An 18232-nucleotide genomic window follows, 5' to 3' on the forward strand; every position below is an offset into this window, starting at 1 on the left:
ACGGCGCCGCCCGTCGCGGCCGGGACGGCCCGCTCTGGACGGCGCCGGGCGGGTGGGCTAGCTTCCAGCGCCATGAGACCCATGGGGAAGTTGCGGCGAACGGTGCTGGCGGGACTGGCAGTCGGGGTGAGCGGTACGGCACTCGCGGCCGCGCTCGCCGTACCGGCCCAGGCGGACGGCGCGTCACGGCCGGACGCACGGCCGGACGGTACGTCACGCGCCGACCGCGCGGGCGGGGCGCCGGAGGGCCCGGAGCGGACCGGCGGCGGGGCGCTCGACTGGCGGCTGACCGACACCGGCACCGACGCGCGGTTCCGCGGCCTGGCCGCCGTCAGCCGTACGAGCGCCTGGGTCGCCGGCTCGAAGGGCACCGTGCTGCGCACCTCCGACGGAGGCCGCACCTGGCGTGACGTGTCGCCCGCGGGCGCGGCGGAGGCGGAGCTGGAGTTCCGGGACATCGAGGCGTTCGACGGGCGGCGCGCGGTGGCGCTGGCGATCGGGGAGGGCGAGGCGTCCCGCATCTTCCGTACGGAGGACGGCGGCAAGAGCTGGACCGAGTCCTTCCGGAACACCGACGCCCGCGCCTTCTACGACTGCGTCACGTTCTTCGACAGCCGGCACGGGCTCGCCATGAGCGATCCGGTCGACGGCAAGTTCCGCATCCTGTCCACCCAGGACGGCGGTGCGTCCTGGAAGGTCCTGCCGGACGCGGGCATGCCGGCCGCCCTGCCGGGCGAGGCCGGGTTCGCGGCGAGCGGCCAGTGCCTGGTCGCGTCGGGGCCGAAGGACGTCTGGCTGGCGACGGGCGGCGCCGCGACGGCGCGGGTGCTGCACTCCGCCGACCGGGGTCTGCACTGGACGGTCACCGACTCCACCATCCCGGCCGGCGATCCGGCGCGGGGTGTCTTCGGCCTCGCCTTCCGCGACCGGAAGCACGGTCTGGCGGTCGGCGGCGACTACCGCGCCGACCAGGCGTCACCGCGCGCCGCGTCGGTCACCGGGGACGGCGGCCGCACCTGGCGGCAGGCCACGACCCCGCCGCCCGCCTACCGTTCGGGCGTGGCGTGGCTCCCGTACAGCCGCTCCGCGGCCCTGGCGGTCGGTCCGACGGGGACGGACCTGACGACGGACGGCGGCCGCACCTGGCGCACGGTCGACACCGGTTCGTACGACACCGTCGACTGCACCCCGGACCTGGGCTGCTGGGCGGCGGGGGAGAAGGGGCGGGTGGCCCGGCTGGCACCGGCGAAACGCTGAGGACGGGGGCGGCCGGCGACGGAGATTCGGCCCGGCCGCACTACCCGGGCAGCTCCTCGCGGTACGAGGCGAGCGCGGGGGCGGCCTTCGTCGCGGCGAACTCCGTGATCCGGTAGGCGCACACCCCGCCGGTCACGAACGGATCCGTCGCGGCGAGCCGCTCGATCTCCGCGCGGTCGCCGCCCACCGCCAGGATCACGCCGCCGTCGCGGGGGTTCTTGCGGCCGGAGACGAGGAAGACCCCGGAGTCGTACAGGGCGTCGAGCCACGACACATGGGCGGTCAGCAGGGCGTCCACCCGCTCGACGGGCGCGGTGTAGGTCAATTCGAGTACGAACATGATCACCAGACTAACCAACCGCCTCCGGACCACGCCCTGGAATGGCGGATCCCTAAAATGACGGATCATGACACCGTTCGAGATGCCCGCCGACGAGACGGCGGCCCGCGCCGTCCAGGACGAACTGCGCGGGCTGGTCGTCCTGGACGAGCCGGGACCGGAGCCCGGCACCGGCCTGGTGACCGGCGTCGACGTGGCGTACGACGACGAACGGGACGTCGTCGTGGCGGCGGCCGTGGTCCTGGACGCCGCGACCCTCACCGTGGTCGACGAGGCCACCGCGGTCGGCCGCGTCACCTTCCCGTACGTGCCGGGGCTGTTGGCGTTCCGCGAGATCCCGACCGTCCTGGCCGCCCTCGCGGCGCTCACCTCGCCGCCCGGCCTGGTGGTCTGCGACGGCTACGGCCGCGCCCACCCCCGCCGCTTCGGCCTCGCCAGCCACCTCGGCGTGGTCACGGGGCTGCCGGTGATCGGGGTCGCGAAGAACCCGTTCCTGTTCACGTACGACGAACCGGGCGTCGAGCGCGGCGACTCCACCCCGCTCTTGGCGGACGACACCGAAGAGGTAGGCCGTGCGCTGCGCACCCAGAAGGCCGTCAAACCGGTCTTCGTCTCGGTGGGCCACCGCGTCACCCTCCCCACAGCCTGCGCCCACACTCTCTGGCTCGCTGCCGACTACCGCCTCCCGGAAACCACCCGCCGAGCCGACGCCCTCTGCCGCCGAGCGCTGCGCGAGGCGACCGCCTAACGTTCGGCGGACACGGGCGGGGGTCAGCTGCCCGGGTGGGGTCGGCGTCGAAGCGGCGGAGATGGACCTGCCAGCAGCGGTCGACGTCCTGCATGCCGGCGCCGGTCTTGGAGGACCACAGCCATACCGGCGGTGCTTCGCGGTCCTTGGAGAGGTGCTCGACCTTCAGCCGCATCAACGTGCCCTCGACCAGGGGAAGTTCACCGTCGTGGTCGAGCCATGAGGAGCGGTGGGTGAGCCGGGGGTGGACCCGGTCCCATGCCTGGGTCTCAGCCTTGCCGTAGTTGGTGGTGGCGGTGACCGTGGTGATCGCGGGCTCGGGCCAGGTCTCCGGCTGGGTGAACCGGAATTCCGGTCCGTGCCTGGGCGGCCGGCCGCTGACGCCGGGCATCCGCGTCGGCTTCGGCAGCCGCATCACCCGGTCGGAGCGGACCCTGCCGACCAGCTCGACCGGCAGGTCGCGCAGAACCCGGGCCAGGCGGGTGACGTCGTAGCCAGCATCGCTGACAATCACGATAGGCGGGTCCCCCACCTGCCACTGGCCGGCGGAGACGAGCCGTTCAACGACCCCTCGGAGCTGGGCGGCGGTGACCGCGGTCGCGTCGTCTGCCGGGCCGAGCCGGACCGCGTCCAGGAGCGCGGTCCAGGACGTGGCGCCCGGCTCCAGCGCGGCCACGAAGGAGTAGGGCCAGCCGGGGACGAACTGCGAGGCGGTCTTCGCCCGGCCGTAGACGTGGCAGAACAGGCGCTCTGCCGAACACGGTGCATCCGAGCGAAGCCATGGCGACACGTCGACTGCCAAGACCAGGCGTCCGCCGTCGAAACGCGGCAGCGGCGGGCCGGCCAGCACCGTCCGCAGCCGGCCGACGTCGATCCGGCCGTGGTTCAGGCCGCCGTACATCGCTCCGTGCCCACGACGGTGCTCGGGCAGCAGTGTCAAGTCCACCGGGGACTTCACCGCGCCGTCCGCGCACAGCACCGCGTCCGCCCAGTTCGAACAACTCATCGCGCCGAGCGGTCAGACACTCGTAGAACTCGCCCCGGAAGCGTGACGCCTCCGCGAACGCTTCCCTCCGACCAGCATCAGGCAGCAGACTCACTCTCACGGCCTTCGTCTCGTTCACGTGCACCTTGGTCGGAGCACATGATCAGACGAAGGCCGCCCCCACGTCAGCTGAACCGCATAGCCAGAGATCAAGTTCGAGCGGCGTTCGGACGCCTTTTGTGCAGCTCAGGCGGCAACCAGCGAGGCATGGATCCGGCTGACGGCACGCAGGACCTCGTCCCGGTTCTTCGCGCGCTTGATCCATACCGGGAGGCGGGCGGCCAAAGTCATCTTCTGTCCGGTGTCGTACCAGGGCGCTCGTTCGCGCAGCGACGCTTGGACGAAGCGGCGGATCAGGTCGAGATGTTCGAGGTTGTAGGCCCACAACCACCCATGCCGGGTCTCAATCTGGAGCCACAGCGGCATACCGAAATACGGATCCGTCGCGGGTTGAGCGGTGCCACGGGAGAGCGTGACATGACGACCGCTCCACACCCGTGACAGTCCGCAGCTACCACAGACCAGACGTCGCGGCCTGAACAGCATCCGCCCGCTGGGATCGCAGTCTTCGGGCGCTGGAACGACCCGAGCGGCCTTCGCGCAACTGGGGCATCGCACAATGATCGAGCTGATGAAGTCGTACTCGGTACTGCGCGGATCGCGGAACCGACCGGAGAACAAGGCCATCTGGTGAGTATGCAACTGCACCGCAGACCAGCGCATCCCGATTCGACTGGTCACTCCCGGGGCCGCCGGCCACCCCGCCAGGAGCCGGACGAAGGTTGAAGAACAAGCTGAGTATCTGTACGGATATCGCACCGCGCCACCGCCAGGCAGCCTGGGTGCATGACTAACGAGCAGTTCTGCGCCGGACCGGTGGAACCCAGCAAGGCCGAGCGCGCTCTCACCGTCGTGACGGTCGTCGCGGGCGTCCTGATGCTGGTGGGCACGATCGCGGCGATATCCGTCGTGGCTCTCCTCTCCTACGGCCTGGACTAGTCCTGCCACCGCGGGGGATTGAGAGGCGCGAGTCGGACCGTGGCTCGTCCCTGTACGGGCGAGTCCTGGACGCGAACCGGGGCCGCACCGACCTGACGCCCGCCCCGCTCACCAGCGGGCCCGAGGACTGCCTCGAAGAGCTGTTCCGGGGCTTCGGCTGATCATCCCCGCCCGTCGGCGACCGGGAAACCCGAGGATCCGAAGCGGTTTCCGAGCCGCGGACCTCGGCCGAATCCACGCCGACCCGGGAGCCGGGGACCGGATCGGCGGCGTATCCCTCGTACTATCGGGAATCAGGGCTGAGCGCTTGCTCTGGCCGGAAGGCTTGTGCGGCGTGGTGCCCGTTCCTGCCCTCACGGCTGTTCCAGCGGCTGTGCCCCAGTGTTGAGGAGAGCCCCCATGGCCCACGCGGCAGCGACGGGAATCGGTCCGCTGGCGGGTGTACGTGTGGTCGAGCTGGCCGGCATCGGGCCCGGGCCGTTCGCCGCCATGACGCTCGCCGACCTCGGTGCCGATGTCGTACGGGTGGACCGTCCCGGCGGCACCGGCCTCGGCATCGACCCCGCCGCCGACCTCACCAACCGGAACAAGCGCTCCGTACTGATCGACCTCAAGTCGCCCGACGGCGCCGCCCGTGTCCTCGACCTGGTCGAGCGGGCGGACCTGCTGATCGAGGGGAACAGGCCCGGGGTCGCCGAACGGCTCGGCATCGGCCCCGAGGAGTGCCTCGCCCGCAACCCCCGCCTGGTGTACGGCCGGATGACCGGCTGGGGCCAGGACGGCCCGCTCGCCCAGAGCGCCGGGCACGACATCGGCTACATCGCCCTCTCCGGCGCGCTCTCCATGATCGGCAAGGCCGACGAGCCTCCCGCGCTCCCCGCCAACGTCCTCGGTGACTACGCGGGCGGCGCGCTCTACCTCGTCATCGGGCTGCTCGCCGCCCTCCAGCACGCCAGGACCCCGGACGGCGCGGGCCAGGTGGTCGACGCGGCCGTCGTCGACGGCACCGCCCACCTCACCACCATGATCCACGCCATGATGTCCGCCGGCGGCTGGCAGGACCGGCGCGGCGGCAACCTGCTGGACGGCGGCGCCCCCTTCTACGGCTCGTACGAGACCGCCGACGGCGCGTACATGGCGGTCGGCGCGCTGGAGACCCGGTTCTACGACCTGTTCATCGAGCTGCTCGGCATCAAGGACGACGTCCCCGCCCGCAAGGACTTCGGGCGCTGGGACGAGCTGCGCGCCGCCGTCGCCGCCCGCTTCAAGGAGAGGACACGCGCGGAGTGGACGGCGGTCTTCGAGGGGACGGACGCGTGTGTCACCCCCGTACTGACCCTGCGTGAGGCCCCCGCGCACCCGCATCTCGCCACTCGCGCCACCTTCACCGAGCACGCGGGCGTCACCCAGCCCGCGCCCGCGCCGCGCTTCTCCGCCACGCCGGGATCCGTACGCAGATCGCCCGCCCTGCCCGGCGCCGACACCGCCGAGGTGGCCCGGGACTGGGACCTGCCCACCCGGTGAACCACCCGGTGAACCACCCGCTGAACCACCCGGTGGACCCCCGCCGAGCCACTTGCTGAACCACCCGCCGGACCACCTGCCCCCGCCCCTGTGACCGTCTCCGGAAAGGCAGTTGCCGTGAGTACCGAAGCGTATGTCTACGACGCGATCCGCACCCCGCGCGGCCGCGGCAAGGCCAACGGCGCCCTGCACGGCACCAAGCCGATCGACCTCGTCGTGGGCCTCATCCACGAGATGCGGGCCCGCTTCCCCGGCCTCGACCCGGCCGCGATCGACGACATCGTGCTCGGCGTCGTGAGCCCGCTCGGCGACCAGGGCTCCGACATCGCCCGGATCGCCGCCATCGCCGCCGGACTCCCCGACACCGTGGCCGGGGTGCAGGAGAACCGCTTCTGTGCCTCCGGGCTCGAAGCCGTCAACCTCGCCGCCGCCAAGGTCCGTTCCGGCTGGGAGGACCTGATCCTCGCCGGCGGGGTCGAATCCATGTCCCGCGTCCCGATGGGCTCCGACGGCGGCGCGTGGGCGATGGACCCGATGACCAACCTCGCCACCGGCTTCGCCCCGCAGGGCATCGGCGCGGACCTGATCGCCACCCTCGGCGGCTTCACGCGCCGCGACGTGGACGAATTCGCCGCGCTGTCCCAGGAACGGGCCGCCACCGCCTGGAAGGAAGGGCGCTTCCAGCGCTCCGTCGTGCCGGTCCTGGACCGCAACGGACTCACCGTCCTCGACCACGACGAGCACCTCCGCCCCGGCACCACCGCAGACACCCTGGCCGCGCTCAAGCCCTCGTTCGCCGGGATCGGCGAGGCGGGCGGGTTCGACGCCGTCGTCCTCCAGAAGTACCACTGGGTCGAGGCGATCGACCACGTCCACCACGCGGGCAACTCCTCCGGCATCGTGGACGGCGCCGCCCTCGTCGCGATCGGTTCCCGGGAGATCGGGGAGCGGTACGGGCTCACGCCCCGCGCCCGGATCGTCTCCGCCGCCGTCTCCGGATCCGAGCCCACCATCATGCTCACCGGCCCCGCCCCCGCCAGCCGCAAGGCCCTCGCCAAGGCCGGGCTGACCATCGGCGACATCGACCTCGTGGAGATCAACGAGGCCTTCGCGGCGGTCGTCCTGCGATTCGTCGGGGAGATGGGGATCTCGCTCGACAAGGTCAACGTCAACGGCGGGGCCATCGCCCTCGGCCACCCCCTCGGCGCGACCGGCGCAATGCTCGTCGGCACGCTCGTGGACGAACTGGAACGCCAGGACAAGCGGTACGGCCTCGCCACCCTCTGCGTGGGCGGCGGCATGGGAGTGGCCACCGTGGTGGAACGCCTCTGAGCCGCAGGTCCCGCCCCGCGCCCCACGTCCTCACCCCCCTTCTTTCCGTCCGGCCCGTCCCGACCCCTACGGAGCAACGGAGCAGCAGCATGAACGAGTCCGCGTCCCCCACCATCCGCTGGGAGCAGGACAACACCGGCGTGGTCACCCTCGTCCTGGACGACCCGAGCCAGTCCACCAACACGATGAACGAGGCGTTCCGCCGGTCCCTCGTCGCGACCGCCGACCGCGCCGAGGCCGAGAAGGACAGCGTCCGCGGCTTCATCGTCACCTCCGCCAAGAAGACCTTCTTCGCCGGCGGCGACCTCAAGGACATGATCAAGGCGGGCCCCGGTGACGCCCGGCGGATCTTCGAGGGCGGCCTCGCCATGAAGCGCGCCCTGCGGCGCCTGGAGACCCTCGGCAAGCCCGTCGTCGGCGCCCTCAACGGCGCGGCCCTGGGCGGCGGTTACGAGATCGCCCTCGCCTGCCACCACCGCATCGCCCTCGACGCGCCGGGCTCCCGGATCGGCCTGCCCGAGGTCACGCTCGGACTGCTGCCCGGAGGCGGTGGGGTCACCCGTGCGGTACGGCTCCTGGGCATCACGGACGCCCTGCTCAAGGTGCTGCTCCAGGGCACGCAGTACTCCCCGCGCCGCGCCCTCGACAACGGTCTCGTCCATGAGGTCGCCGCCACCCGAGAGGAGATGCTGGACCGGGCGCGCGCGTTCATCGACGCCCACCCCGAGTCCCGGCAGCCGTGGGACGAGAAGGGCTACCGCATCCCCGGCGGCACCCCGTCCAGCCCGCGCTTCGCCGCCAACCTCCCCGCGTTCCCGGCCAGTCTGAGCAAGCAGCTCGCCGGGGCCCCCTTCCCCGCCCCGCGCAACATCCTCGCGGCGGCCGTCGAGGGCTCGCAGGTCGACTTCGAGACGGCGCAGACCGTGGAGTCCCGCTACTTCACCGAGCTGGTCACGGGACAGACCGCGAAGAACATGATCCAGGCGTTCTTCTTCGACCTCAGGGCCGTCAACTCCGGCGGCAGCCGCCCGCGCGGGGTCCCGCCGCGCGAGGCCCGCAAGGTCGCGGTCCTCGGCGCCGGGATGATGGGCGCGGGCATCGCGTACGCGTGCGCACGCGCCGGGCTCGACGTGCTGCTGAAGGACGTCACCCAGGACGCGGCGGAACGGGGCAAGGCGCACGCGGCGAAGGTCCTCGCGAAGGCGGTCTCCCGGGGCCGTACGACCGGGGCCGAACGGGACCGGGTGCTCGCCCGCATCACCCCGACCGCCGACCCCGCCGACCTGGCGGACTGTGACACGGTGATCGAGGCGGTCTTCGAGGACCCGGCGCTCAAGCACAAGGTGTTCCAGGAGATCCAGGAGATCGTCGCGCCGGACGCGCTGCTCTGTTCCAACACCTCCACGCTGCCCATCACGGCGCTCGCCGAAGGGGTGGCGCGCCCGGCCGACTTCATCGGGCTGCACTTCTTCTCACCCGTCGACAAGATGCCCCTGGTCGAGATCATCAGGGGCGAGCGGACCGGTGACGAGGCCCTGGCGCGCGCGTTCGACCTGGTCCGCCGGATCAAGAAGACCCCGATCGTCGTGAACGACGCGCGCGGCTTTTTCACCTCGCGGGTGATCGGGCAGTTCATCAACGAGGGTGTCGCCATGGTCGGTGAGGGCATCGAGCCCGCGTCGGTCGAACAGGCCGCCGCGCAGGCCGGCTACCCGGCCAAGGTGCTCGCCCTGATGGACGAACTGACCCTGACCCTGGCGCGCAGGATCCGCGGGGAGTCGCGCCGCGCGGTCGAGGAGGCCGGCGGTACGTGGACCGGGCACCCGGCGGACGCCGTGATCGACCGGATGGTGGACGAGTTCGGCCGCCCGGGACGCGGCGGCGGGGCCGGCTTCTACGAGTACGCGGAGGACGGCACCCGTACCCGCCTCTGGCCGGGCCTGCGCGAGCACTTCGCCTCGGCGGCGGGCGCCGAGGTCCCCTTCCCGGACCTCCAGGAACGGATGCTGTTCTCCGAGGCACTGGACGCCGTCCGCTGCCTGGAGGAGAACGTCCTGACGTCCGTGGCCGACGCCAACATCGGCTCGATCATGGGCATCGGCTTCCCGGCGTGGACGGGCGGGGTGCTCCAGTACATCAACGGCTACGAAGGCGGCCCGGCCGGATTTGCCACCAGGGCACGGCAGCTGGCGGAACGCTACGGCGAACGCTTCACCCCGCCCGCCCTGCTGGTCGAAAAGGCGACGAAGGGCGAGAGGTTCACGGACGGGTAGGGAGCGTCCGGGGGGACGCCGCAGGGGGTGGGTGTCAGGGGATCCGGATGGGATCGGTCATGACTCACAACTTCCTTGTGTGTCAGCTGTATTGACACTTCCATTTCAAGAGTTTTACGTTCCTTGTACCTGAGAGAGCGCTCTCCGACGACCCTTCCCCCCATGTCTTCGAGGTGCCGTCCATGTCCTTCTCCCGTGCCCGGCCCGTGTCCGCGCTGGTTCTTGTCACCGCGCTCGCCGCCGTCGGGCTGGTCCCCACGGCCACGCCCGCCGCGGCGGCCACCGTGCCCGTGGGCTCCGGCAGTTACACCGACACGCGTCCCGCGGGGACCTCCGGGCCCACCACCGGGACCGGGACCCCGGTCACCCCCAAGGTGACCCCGGCCGCGCGGGCCAAGCCGCTGCCCACCAATGACTGGTGGTCCTCGCTGGCCTTCCAGCGCTACGCCGACAACCCCTGGTCCACGCCGATGTACGGTCATCCGCTCACGTACCAGGCGGTGGCCGGCGGTCTGGAGGTCGGGTATCCGACCGCGCCGACCGTCAGCGGTGACGGCCGGCAGTACGAGTACGCGCACAAGCGCGACCTCACCCTCGGGCTGACCGGGCTCAACTCCGCCGACACCAAGGCCGACGCGTGGTCCGACTGGACCGTCACGCCCTACTGGTCCGACGGCGCCCGCACCCTGCGCGCGACCATCGGCCACGGCCTGCCTTTCGTATACGCCAAGGGCACCGGCGGCGACGCCCGGATCACCACCGCCGCCGCCCCCGCCGTCTTCGCCGACCAGGGCAACGTCCTCGGCATCACCGTCGCGGGCCACCACTACGCGCTGTTCGCGCCGACCGGCGCCGACTGGACGGTCTCCGGCTCCACCGTCACGGCCGGGCTCGGCGCCAAGGACTACTTCTCGGTCGCCGTCCTGCCCTCCACCGATGCCCTGGCCACATACCGGAAGTACGCGTACAGCTTCGTGACCGGTTCCAAGGTGACCTGGAGCAACACGGGCGGCACGGTCAGAGCCACCTACAGCCTCACCACCGCGCCCCAGGAAGGCACCGAGACGGGCACGCTCCAGGCCCTCTACCGCCACCAGTGGCTGTACACCACCGACGCGTTGACGCCGTACACCTACGTCTCGCCGCGCGGCACGATGAAGGTCAGGGAAGCGGCCTCGTTCACCACGAGCCAGCAGGGCTCCGGGGTGCTGCCCACGCTGCCCGCCTCGACCGGCGTCGACCGGGCCCGCCTCAGGGGCTACCTGAACGAGGTCGCGAACGCGGCCGACCCGTTCTCCGGCGCGCGGGACACGTACTGGACGGGCAAGGCACTCGGCAAGCTCGCCCAACTCGTGCCCATGGCCGACCAGATCGGCGAGACCGCCACCCGCGACAAGCTCCTCGGACTCCTCAAGGGCAGGCTCCAGGAGTGGTTCACGGCGGGCGGCGCGAGTGAGTTCTCGTACGACCGGACGTGGAAGACGCTGATCGGCTACCCGGCCTCGTACGGCAGCGACACCGAGCTGAACGACCATCACTTCCACTACAGCTACTACGTGTACGCGGCGGCGATCGTCGCGCAGTACGACCAGGCGTGGGCCGCCGACCCGGCCTGGGGCGGCATGGTCAAGACGCTGATACGGGACGCGGCCAACCCGAGCCGTACCGACGCCGACTTCCCGTTCCTGCGCGGCTTCGACATCTACGCGGGCCACAGCTGGGCCTCGGGCCACCAGGGCTTCGCCGCGGGCAACAACCAGGAGTCGTCGTCGGAGTCCACCAACCTCAGCGCCGCGCTGGTGCTGTGGGGCTCGGCCACCGGCAACAACGAGCTGCGCGACCTGGGCAGTTATCTGCTGACGACGGAGTCCGAGGCGATCGCCCAGTACTGGTTCGACGCCGACCAGCAGGTCTTCCCGGCTTCCTTCGGCCATGACACGGTCGGCATGGTGTGGGGCAGCGGCGGCGCGTACTCCACCTGGTGGACCGCCAACCCGGAGGAGATCCACGGCATCAACGTCCTCCCGGTGACGGGCGGTTCGCTCCACCTGGCCCGCAGGAAGGACGCGATCAACCGCAACCTGGCCGAGCTGCAACGGGAGAACGGCGGCCCGGCCGTCGAATGGCGCGACATCCTCTGGGAGTTCGAGGCGCTCTCCACCCCCGCCACCGCGAAGACCAAGTGGGACGCGGGCAACGCCGGTTACGGCCCCGAGGCGGGCGAGTCCAAGGCGCACACGTACCACTGGATCAACACCCTGGCCGCGGTCGGCGCCCCGGACGCCACGGTCACCGGATCGATCCCGACGTCCGCCGTCTTCTCGAAGGGCGGGGTACGGACCTACGCGGCGCACAACTTCGAGTCGGTGGCGAGGACCGTCACCTTCTCGGACGGGGCGACACTGACGGTCCCGGCCCGCTCGACGGCGAGCAGGTAGCGACCAGCTAGCGAACAGGCACGACATCCAGCGGCGGGTCCCGGCCGGGCGCAACGCCCTACGCCGAGGCCCGCCGTACCAGCGTCGTCGGGGTGATCACCGGATCCGGGGCCGGGGCCCCCGCCCGCTCGTGGTCCAGGCCCCGCAGCAGCAGCCGGGCCATCAGCCGGCCCTGGCCCTCGATGTCCTGCTGGACGGTGGTCAGCGGCGGATCCGTGCCCTCCGCGATCGAGTCCATGTCGTCGAAGCCCACCAGCGCCACCTCCCCGGGCACCGCCCGCCCGCGCTCCTTGAGCACCCGCAGGGCGCCCGACGCCATCAGGTCGTTGGCCGCGAACACCGCGTCCAGGTCGGGGCACCGCTCCAGCAGCTCCGCCATCGCCCGCTCCCCGCTCGCGGCCGTGAACTCCCCCTCGGCGATCAGCGCCGGGTCCCCGGCGGGCAGCACGTCGCGGTAGCCGTCGAGGCGGTCGGTGGCCGACGTCTGGTCCAGCGGCCCCCCGATGTGCGCGATCCGCCGCCGCCCCAGGTCCCACAGATACCGGACGGCCGCCCGCGCGCCCCCGCGGTTGTCCGCGTCGACGTACGGCACGGTCTGGTGCTCGGAGGGCACGCTCCAGTTGGGCCGCCCGCCGTACACCGTCGGGATCCCGGCACGCCGGGTGATCGCGGGGATCGGGTCGTCGGTGTGCAGCGAGAAGGCGAGCGCGCCGTCCACATGGCCGCCCGCCAGATACCGCGCGATCCGGTCGTAGTCACCGGGCCCTTCGAGCAGCAGCAGCACCAACTGCGTGTCGTGCGCGGTCAGTTCCTTGCTGATGCCACGGATCTGCTGGGAGAAGAACGGGTCGGAGAAGATGCGGATCTCCGGCTCGGCGATGATCACCGCGACCGCGCCGGTCCGCCGGGTGACCAGGGTGCGCGCCGCGTGGTTCGGTACGTATCCCAGCTCCTCGACGGCCCTGGTCACCTTCTCCACCAGGGGCTGCCGCACCCCCGCGCCACCGTTGACCACCCGCGAGGCCGTGGCCCGCGAGACACCGGCTCGGGCGGCGACGGCTTCCAGGGTGGGCCGGGCCCCTGCGAGCGACTCGGGCAAGGTGTGCTCCTCGTCGGCGGACATGGTGGGTACGACCCACCACCGTACGAGGACAGGGTATCCGGCCCGCCCGCGCGGGAGAGCGCTTTCTCCCCGCCCCCGCAGGTCGGGGGCGGGGAGAAGCCGTGGTCGTCAGCCGCCGTGGACCGAGTGGGTCGCGGCGATCTGCTTCCAGGACTTGGGCGGTGCCGGGACCGCGGCGGTCCTGGCACCCCGCGCGGCGGAGGAGGCGGCCGGGGAAGCCGACGCCGCCGACCCCGCCGCCGACCCCGCCGCCGGCTTCGACGGCTGGAAGAGCCACGTGTCGAACAGGGCGTCGAGCTGCTCGCCGGAGACCCGCTCCGCGTACGCCACGAAGTCGCCCACCGACGCGTTCCCGTACGCCCGCTCCGCCGGCCAGCCCTTGAGGATCGCGAAGAAGTCCTCGTCACCGATCCTGTTCCGCAGCGCCTGGAGTGCCAGCGCGCCCCGGTCGTACACCGCGCCCGCGAACTGGTTCTCCGGCCCCGGGTCGGCCGGCTTCACCGTCCAGAACGGGTCGTCGGCGGGGTACAACGCGTACACGTAGTCGGCCAGTTGCTGCGCCGTGCCCTCGCCCTCCTTCTCCGACCAGAGCCACTGGCTGTAGCTGGCGAAGCCCTCGTTGAGCCAGATGTCCTTCCAGCCCTTGACCGACACGCTGTCGCCGTACCACTGGTGTGCCAGCTCGTGCACGACGACGGAGACGTTCGAGCCCTTCGCGAACTGCCGGGGGCTGTAGAAGACCCGGGTCTGCGTCTCCAGGGCGAAGCCGCTGGGCACGTTGGGCACGTACCCGCCCACCGCGTTGAAGGGGTACGGGCCGAAGACGCCGCTCAGCCAGTCCACGACCTCGCCGGTGCGCTCCACGCTCGCCCGCGCCGCGCCCGCGTTGTCGCCCAGGTCCTTGCTGTACGCGTTGACGATCGGCAGCCCGTTCGCCGTCGTGTCCGTCGTGATGTCGAACTTGCCGACCGCGAGGGTGGTCAGGTACGTCGCCTGCGGCTTGTTGGAGCGCCAGCTGTAGCGGGTCCAGCCCAGCTTCGAGGTCTGCGACTGGAGCACGCCGTTGCTGATCGCCTGGGTGCCGTCCGGCACCGAGACCGAGACGTCGTACGTCGCCTTGTCCAGCGGGTGGTCGTTGGACGGGAACCACCACGCGGCCGAGTCCGGCTCCTGCGCCGCGACCCCGCCGTCCGGGGTGCGCTGCCACGCCGTGTAGCCGCCGATCGAGAACGCGGAGGGCTTGCCCGCGTACCGCACGACCACCGTGGCCGACTGGCCCTGCTTCAGCGGGGCCGCCGGGGTGATCTCCAGCTCCTGGTCGCCGCTCTTCACGAACGCCGCCTTCTTCCCGTTCACCAGCACCTCGTCGACCGTGAGGCCGAAGTCGAGGTTGAACCGCGAGAGGTTCTGCGTCGCGGTGGTGAGCAGGGTCGCCGTGCCCTGGAGCAGGTCCGTGGCGGGCTGGTAGGTGAGCCGGAGGTCGTAGTGGGACACGTCGTACCCGCCGTTGCCGCTGGCCGGGTAATAGGGGTCGCCGATGCCCGGTGCGCCCGGTGTGAAGCCCGCGGCCGACGCCGGGACCGCCAGCAGGAGGGAGGCCGCCAGGACGCCAGGGACGATGAGTCTGCGGTGCACGAAGAGCTCCAAGGTGTGGGGGTCGAAGATCCCTTCGACTGTATGCAGCGCCCCGTGTGTGGTCATGCTCATGGCTCCCTCCGTCACATGATTGCCATCCGGTGGACACGGCCCCGTACTTCACGTGCGCGCGGCCCCTCACTTCACGGCCGTCCCCAAACGGGACTTCACTCCGCGCGCCCCCGACTGCCCCCTGTTGCACGGGAGTTGACCGGGGTACCTTTCCGCCCCATGGAGATCCGTGCGCGGGGAGCCCGCTGGTCGTACAGAACGCTGGTGGCGGCGGCCGCCGCCGCGCTGCTGGGGGTCCTGCTCACCCCGGCGGGAGCACAGGGCGCACCACAGACGCCCCACGGCGCGGTGAAGGTGAGTCAGCCCGTCTATTCGTACGCGGACGCCGTCCGCGAGTCCGTCTGGGTGGACACCGGGCTCGACGGCGACGCCGACGGCGCGTCCGACCGCGTCGCGGTCGACATCGTACGGCCGGCCGAACCGGCGCGGCAGGGCCGGAAGATCCCGGTGATCATGGACGCCAGTCCGTACTACTCCTGCTGCGGACGCGGCAACGAGAGCCAGAAGAAGACGTACGACGCCGACGGCAACCCGCTCTCCTTCCCCCTCCACTACGACAACTACTTCGTCCCGCGCGGCTACGCCTTCGTCGCCGTCGACCTCGCCGGCACCAACCGCTCCGACGGCTGCGCCGACGTCGGCGGACAGTCCGACGTGCAGTCGGCCAAGGCCGTCGTGGACTGGCTGAACGGCCGCGCCCGCGCGTACACCACCCTCACCGGGACCACACGCGCCAAGGCCGGGTGGACCAACGGCAGGACCGGCATGATCGGGAAGAGTTACGACGGCACGATCGCCAACGGCGTCGCCGCCACCGGCGTCCGCGGCCTGGAGACCATCGTCCCGATCAGCGCCATCAGCTCGTGGTACGACTACTACTTCCAGCAGGGCGCGGCCCTCCAGGGCTCCGGCCCCGACTGGCTGTCCAACTACGTGGAGAGCCCGGCCGCCCGCGCCCGCTGCCAGGCCGTTCAGCAGCGCCTGGTGGACGAGGCTCCGCGTACGGGCGACCTCACCTCGCTGTGGGCCGCGCGCGACTACGTGAAGAACGCCGACCGCGTCACCGCCAGTGTCTTCGCCGTCCATGGCGCGCAGGACCTCAACGTCCGTACGAAACACCTCGGCCAGTGGTGGGACGCGCTCGCCGACGCGGGCGTCGAGCGCAAGATCTGGCTCTCCCGGACCGGCCACGTCGACCCCTTCGACTTCCGCCGCGCCGAGTGGGTCGACACCCTCCACCGGTGGTTCGACCACTACCTGCTCGGCTACGACAACGGCATCGAGCGCGCGCCGATGGCGGACATCGAGCGCGCCCCCGGCCAGTGGACCACCGACCGGGTGTGGCCGCCGCGCGGCACGGACACCACGACCCTGCGCCCCGCCCAGGGTCCGGCCGCCGGGGTCGGCAGCCTCGGGCGCACCGCCGCGAGGCCCGGCACGACCGCGACGTTCACCGACAACCCCCGCCTCGACGAGGACGACTGGGCGGAGGCCGTCGACCTGAACACCCCCGAGAAGTCAGGCTTCGTGACCCGCCCCCTCAGCCACGACCTGCGGCTCTCCGGCTCCTCCACCGTCACGGTCGCCGCCACCCCGTCCACCGCGACCGCCCACCTCTCGGCGGTCCTCGTGGACCTCGGCCCCGACACGATCCGCGACTACAACGCGGCGGGCGAGGGCATCACCACCCTCACCGAACGCACCTGCTGGGGCCCGAGCACCGCCACCGACAGCTCCTGCTACCGCGAGACCGCGCCCCGCACCGCCGACGTCACCCACACCGTCCTCAGCCGTGGCTGGGCCGACCTCGGCACCTACGCGTCCGCGTCCCACGGCCGGCCGCTCACCCCCGGCAAGCGCTACACGCTCACCATCGACCTCGCCGCGACCGACCACGTCGTCCCGGCCGGACACCGGCTCGCCCTGATCGTCGCCGGTACGGACCGGGGCCTCATCGACCCGCCGTCCACGACCCCCACCCTCACCCTCGACCTGGCCCGCACCTCCGCGCACCTCCCGCTCGTCGGCGGCGCGCGGGCGTTCACCCGGGCCACGACCGGCGCCGCCCCCACGGCCCCCGCCCCCCGCCGGTCCCGACCCGACGGCGTGTCCGAGCTGCGCCGTACACCCCCGATCCCCGGAAAGAGCGGCTGATGGTCCCCGGCTTCCGTACCCTCGTCCTCGCGGCCACCGCCGCGGCCCTGGTCATGCCCCTGACCGTGACCGTCCCCGCCCAGGCCGCCCACACCCCGCCGCGCACCGCGTTCGAGACCGGTGGCGGGGCCGACTGGACCGGCCAGGCCCAGGAGCAGGAGTTCCTCACCGCCGTCGACCGGGGGAGCGCCCGCACCACGCTCACCACGATCGGCACGACCACGCAGGGCCGCCCGCTCCAGCTCGTCCGGGTCGGCGCCGAACGCGCGCCCACCACCGTGCTGCTGGTGTGCAGCCAGCACGGCGACGAACCGTCGGGCCGCGAGGCGTGCCTCACCGAGATCCGCGACCTCGCCTACGCCGAGGACCGGGACACCCGGCGCTTCCTCGACCGTACGACCGTGCTCGTCGTCCCCACCGCCAACCCCGACGGCCGGGCCGCCGACACCCGGGGGAACTCCGCCGGGGTCGACATCAACCGCGACCACATCGCGCTCAGGACGGCCGAGGCCCGCGCGCTGGCCGCCGTCGTCCGCGACCGGCGTCCCGACGTGATCTACGACCTGCACGAGTACGGCGCCACCCCGCCGTACTACGACAAGGACCTCTTCGACCTCTGGCCGCGCAACCTCAATACCGACCCCCGCGTCCACGACGAGTCGAAGACCCTCTCGGAGACGTACGTCCGCCCCGCCGCGCGGGCCGGGGGCTTCTCCATCGGTACGTACGGCATCTGGACCGACCCCGTCACCGACGAGCCGATCCGCCAGACGGCGGGCGACGGCCAGGAACGCATCCTGCGCAACGCGGCCGGGATCAAGCACGCCGTCGGCCTGCTCATCGAGAGCCGCACCGACCCGGTGACCGACGCCGAGAAGGCCGACCCCGCGCTGAACAACCGCCGACGGGTACGGAGCCAACTCGACGCCCTGACCGGCCTGTTCGACTTCGCCGACCGGCGCAGGGCCCGCATCGTGGCCGCCACGGCCACGGCCAGGGCCGCCGGTCTCGCCGACCGGGGACCCGTGTACCTCGGCGGCGCCGACAACGAGCCCGCGGCCCCCGAGGCGATCCTCCAGGACCCGCCCTGCGGCTACCGGCTGGACGCGGCGCAGTACGACGACGTCAAGGACGAACTGGCCCTGCACGGCGTACGGGTGGTGCCGGACCGCTCCGGGGCGTTCGTACCGCTGAGGCAGTCGCAGCGCGACCTGGTCCCGCTGCTGCTGGACGGCCGGGCGACCTACCACCTCACGGCCGCGCGACCGGTGGAGGACTGCTGATGAACAGGC

Annotated in this window: 13 protein-coding genes and 1 pseudogene; 9 read left to right on the top strand and 5 right to left on the bottom strand. The window is 72.0% G+C overall.

Going from position 1 to position 18232, the window contains the following annotated elements; genetic code table 11:
- Positions 1–72 precede the first annotated feature (72 nt).
- A complete protein-coding gene (locus tag ACIO1C_RS25840) occupies positions 73–1257 on the top strand; it encodes a WD40/YVTN/BNR-like repeat-containing protein (RefSeq protein ID WP_401867309.1) in 1185 nt (394 codons plus the stop codon).
- Positions 1258–1297: 40 nt separating this feature from the next.
- Here ACIO1C_RS25840 and ACIO1C_RS25845 read toward each other — a convergent pair whose 3' ends face one another.
- Entirely contained in the window at positions 1298–1597 is a 300-nt protein-coding gene (locus ACIO1C_RS25845) for a YciI family protein (RefSeq protein WP_401867312.1), read from the bottom strand.
- Positions 1598–1664: 67 nt separating this feature from the next.
- Between ACIO1C_RS25845 and ACIO1C_RS25850 the strand changes: the two genes are divergently transcribed.
- The gene (locus ACIO1C_RS25850) at positions 1665–2345 is read left to right on the top strand and encodes an endonuclease V (RefSeq protein ID WP_401867315.1); all 681 of its coding nucleotides are present in this window, start codon (positions 1665–1667) and stop codon (positions 2343–2345) included.
- A gap of 34 nt (positions 2346–2379) precedes the next feature.
- On the opposite strand, the pseudogene ACIO1C_RS25855 reads toward ACIO1C_RS25850, so the two are convergent.
- Together ACIO1C_RS25855 and ACIO1C_RS25860 are read right to left on the bottom strand one after the other, a co-directional pair.
- Positions 2380–3445: pseudogene (locus ACIO1C_RS25855) on the bottom strand (transposase); the annotation flags it as partial.
- A gap of 131 nt (positions 3446–3576) precedes the next feature.
- Positions 3577–4077 (bottom strand): hypothetical protein, encoded by a 501-nt coding sequence (locus ACIO1C_RS25860; RefSeq protein WP_401867318.1) that lies wholly within the window; start codon positions 4075–4077, stop codon positions 3577–3579.
- A gap of 159 nt (positions 4078–4236) precedes the next feature.
- On the opposite strand from ACIO1C_RS25860, the gene ACIO1C_RS25865 reads away from it, so the two are divergent.
- The 5 genes from ACIO1C_RS25865 (at position 4237) to ACIO1C_RS25885 (ending at position 11956) form a co-directional block, all read left to right on the top strand.
- Positions 4237–4389, top strand: coding sequence for a hypothetical protein (locus ACIO1C_RS25865; RefSeq protein ID WP_401867321.1), 153 nt, complete (start codon positions 4237–4239; stop codon positions 4387–4389).
- Between the two features lie 399 nt (positions 4390–4788).
- Positions 4789–5913 (top strand): CaiB/BaiF CoA transferase family protein, encoded by a 1125-nt coding sequence (locus ACIO1C_RS25870; protein ID WP_401867324.1) that lies wholly within the window; start codon positions 4789–4791, stop codon positions 5911–5913.
- Positions 5914–6030: 117 nt separating this feature from the next.
- Entirely contained in the window at positions 6031–7245 is a 1215-nt protein-coding gene (locus ACIO1C_RS25875) for an acetyl-CoA C-acetyltransferase (RefSeq protein WP_401867326.1), read from the top strand.
- Between the two features lie 89 nt (positions 7246–7334).
- A complete protein-coding gene (locus ACIO1C_RS25880) occupies positions 7335–9518 on the top strand; it encodes a 3-hydroxyacyl-CoA dehydrogenase NAD-binding domain-containing protein (protein WP_401867329.1) in 2184 nt (727 codons plus the stop codon).
- Between the two features lie 182 nt (positions 9519–9700).
- The gene (locus ACIO1C_RS25885; protein ID WP_401867332.1) at positions 9701–11956 is read left to right on the top strand and encodes a glycosyl hydrolase; all 2256 of its coding nucleotides are present in this window, start codon (positions 9701–9703) and stop codon (positions 11954–11956) included.
- Between the two features lie 58 nt (positions 11957–12014).
- Here ACIO1C_RS25885 and ACIO1C_RS25890 read toward each other — a convergent pair whose 3' ends face one another.
- Positions 12015–13055, bottom strand: a complete 1041-nt coding sequence (locus tag ACIO1C_RS25890) for a LacI family DNA-binding transcriptional regulator (RefSeq protein ID WP_401867456.1) — start codon at positions 13053–13055, stop codon at positions 12015–12017.
- A 132-nt stretch (positions 13056–13187) separates the two neighbouring features.
- Positions 13188–14714: a M1 family metallopeptidase gene (locus tag ACIO1C_RS25895; protein WP_401867458.1), complete on the bottom strand. Its 1527-nt coding sequence runs from the start codon at positions 14712–14714 to the stop codon at positions 13188–13190.
- Positions 14715–14945: 231 nt separating this feature from the next.
- Between ACIO1C_RS25895 and ACIO1C_RS25900 the strand changes: the two genes are divergently transcribed.
- Entirely contained in the window at positions 14946–16940 is a 1995-nt protein-coding gene (locus ACIO1C_RS25900; protein WP_401867335.1) for a Xaa-Pro dipeptidyl-peptidase, read from the top strand.
- Complete coding sequence (locus ACIO1C_RS25905; protein ID WP_401867337.1) at positions 16940–18223, top strand: M14 family metallocarboxypeptidase; 1284 nt, start codon at positions 16940–16942, stop codon at positions 18221–18223. Before ACIO1C_RS25900 ends, ACIO1C_RS25905 begins: the two co-directional genes overlap by 1 nt.
- The last annotated feature ends 9 nt before the right edge of the window (positions 18224–18232 follow it).

Origin of the sequence: Streptomyces sp. NPDC087420 (genome assembly GCF_044744165.1) — a bacterium.
Classification (GTDB): Bacteria; Actinomycetota; Actinomycetes; order Streptomycetales; family Streptomycetaceae; genus Streptomyces.

Coding starts and splice junctions, on each gene's coding strand:
- ACIO1C_RS25865 (WP_401867321.1), top strand. CDS start 4,237: ATGACTAACGAGCAGTTCTGCGCCGGACCGGTGGAACCCAGCAAGGCC.
- ACIO1C_RS25860 (WP_401867318.1), bottom strand. CDS start 4,077: ATGGCCTTGTTCTCCGGTCGGTTCCGCGATCCGCGCAGTACCGAGTAC.
- ACIO1C_RS25850 (WP_401867315.1), top strand. CDS start 1,665: ATGACACCGTTCGAGATGCCCGCCGACGAGACGGCGGCCCGCGCCGTC.
- ACIO1C_RS25900 (WP_401867335.1), top strand. CDS start 14,946: ATGGAGATCCGTGCGCGGGGAGCCCGCTGGTCGTACAGAACGCTGGTG.
- ACIO1C_RS25840 (WP_401867309.1), top strand. CDS start 73: ATGAGACCCATGGGGAAGTTGCGGCGAACGGTGCTGGCGGGACTGGCA.
- ACIO1C_RS25845 (WP_401867312.1), bottom strand. CDS start 1,597: ATGTTCGTACTCGAATTGACCTACACCGCGCCCGTCGAGCGGGTGGAC.
- ACIO1C_RS25885 (WP_401867332.1), top strand. CDS start 9,701: ATGTCCTTCTCCCGTGCCCGGCCCGTGTCCGCGCTGGTTCTTGTCACC.
- ACIO1C_RS25880 (WP_401867329.1), top strand. CDS start 7,335: ATGAACGAGTCCGCGTCCCCCACCATCCGCTGGGAGCAGGACAACACC.
- ACIO1C_RS25905 (WP_401867337.1), top strand. CDS start 16,940: ATGGTCCCCGGCTTCCGTACCCTCGTCCTCGCGGCCACCGCCGCGGCC.
- ACIO1C_RS25870 (WP_401867324.1), top strand. CDS start 4,789: ATGGCCCACGCGGCAGCGACGGGAATCGGTCCGCTGGCGGGTGTACGT.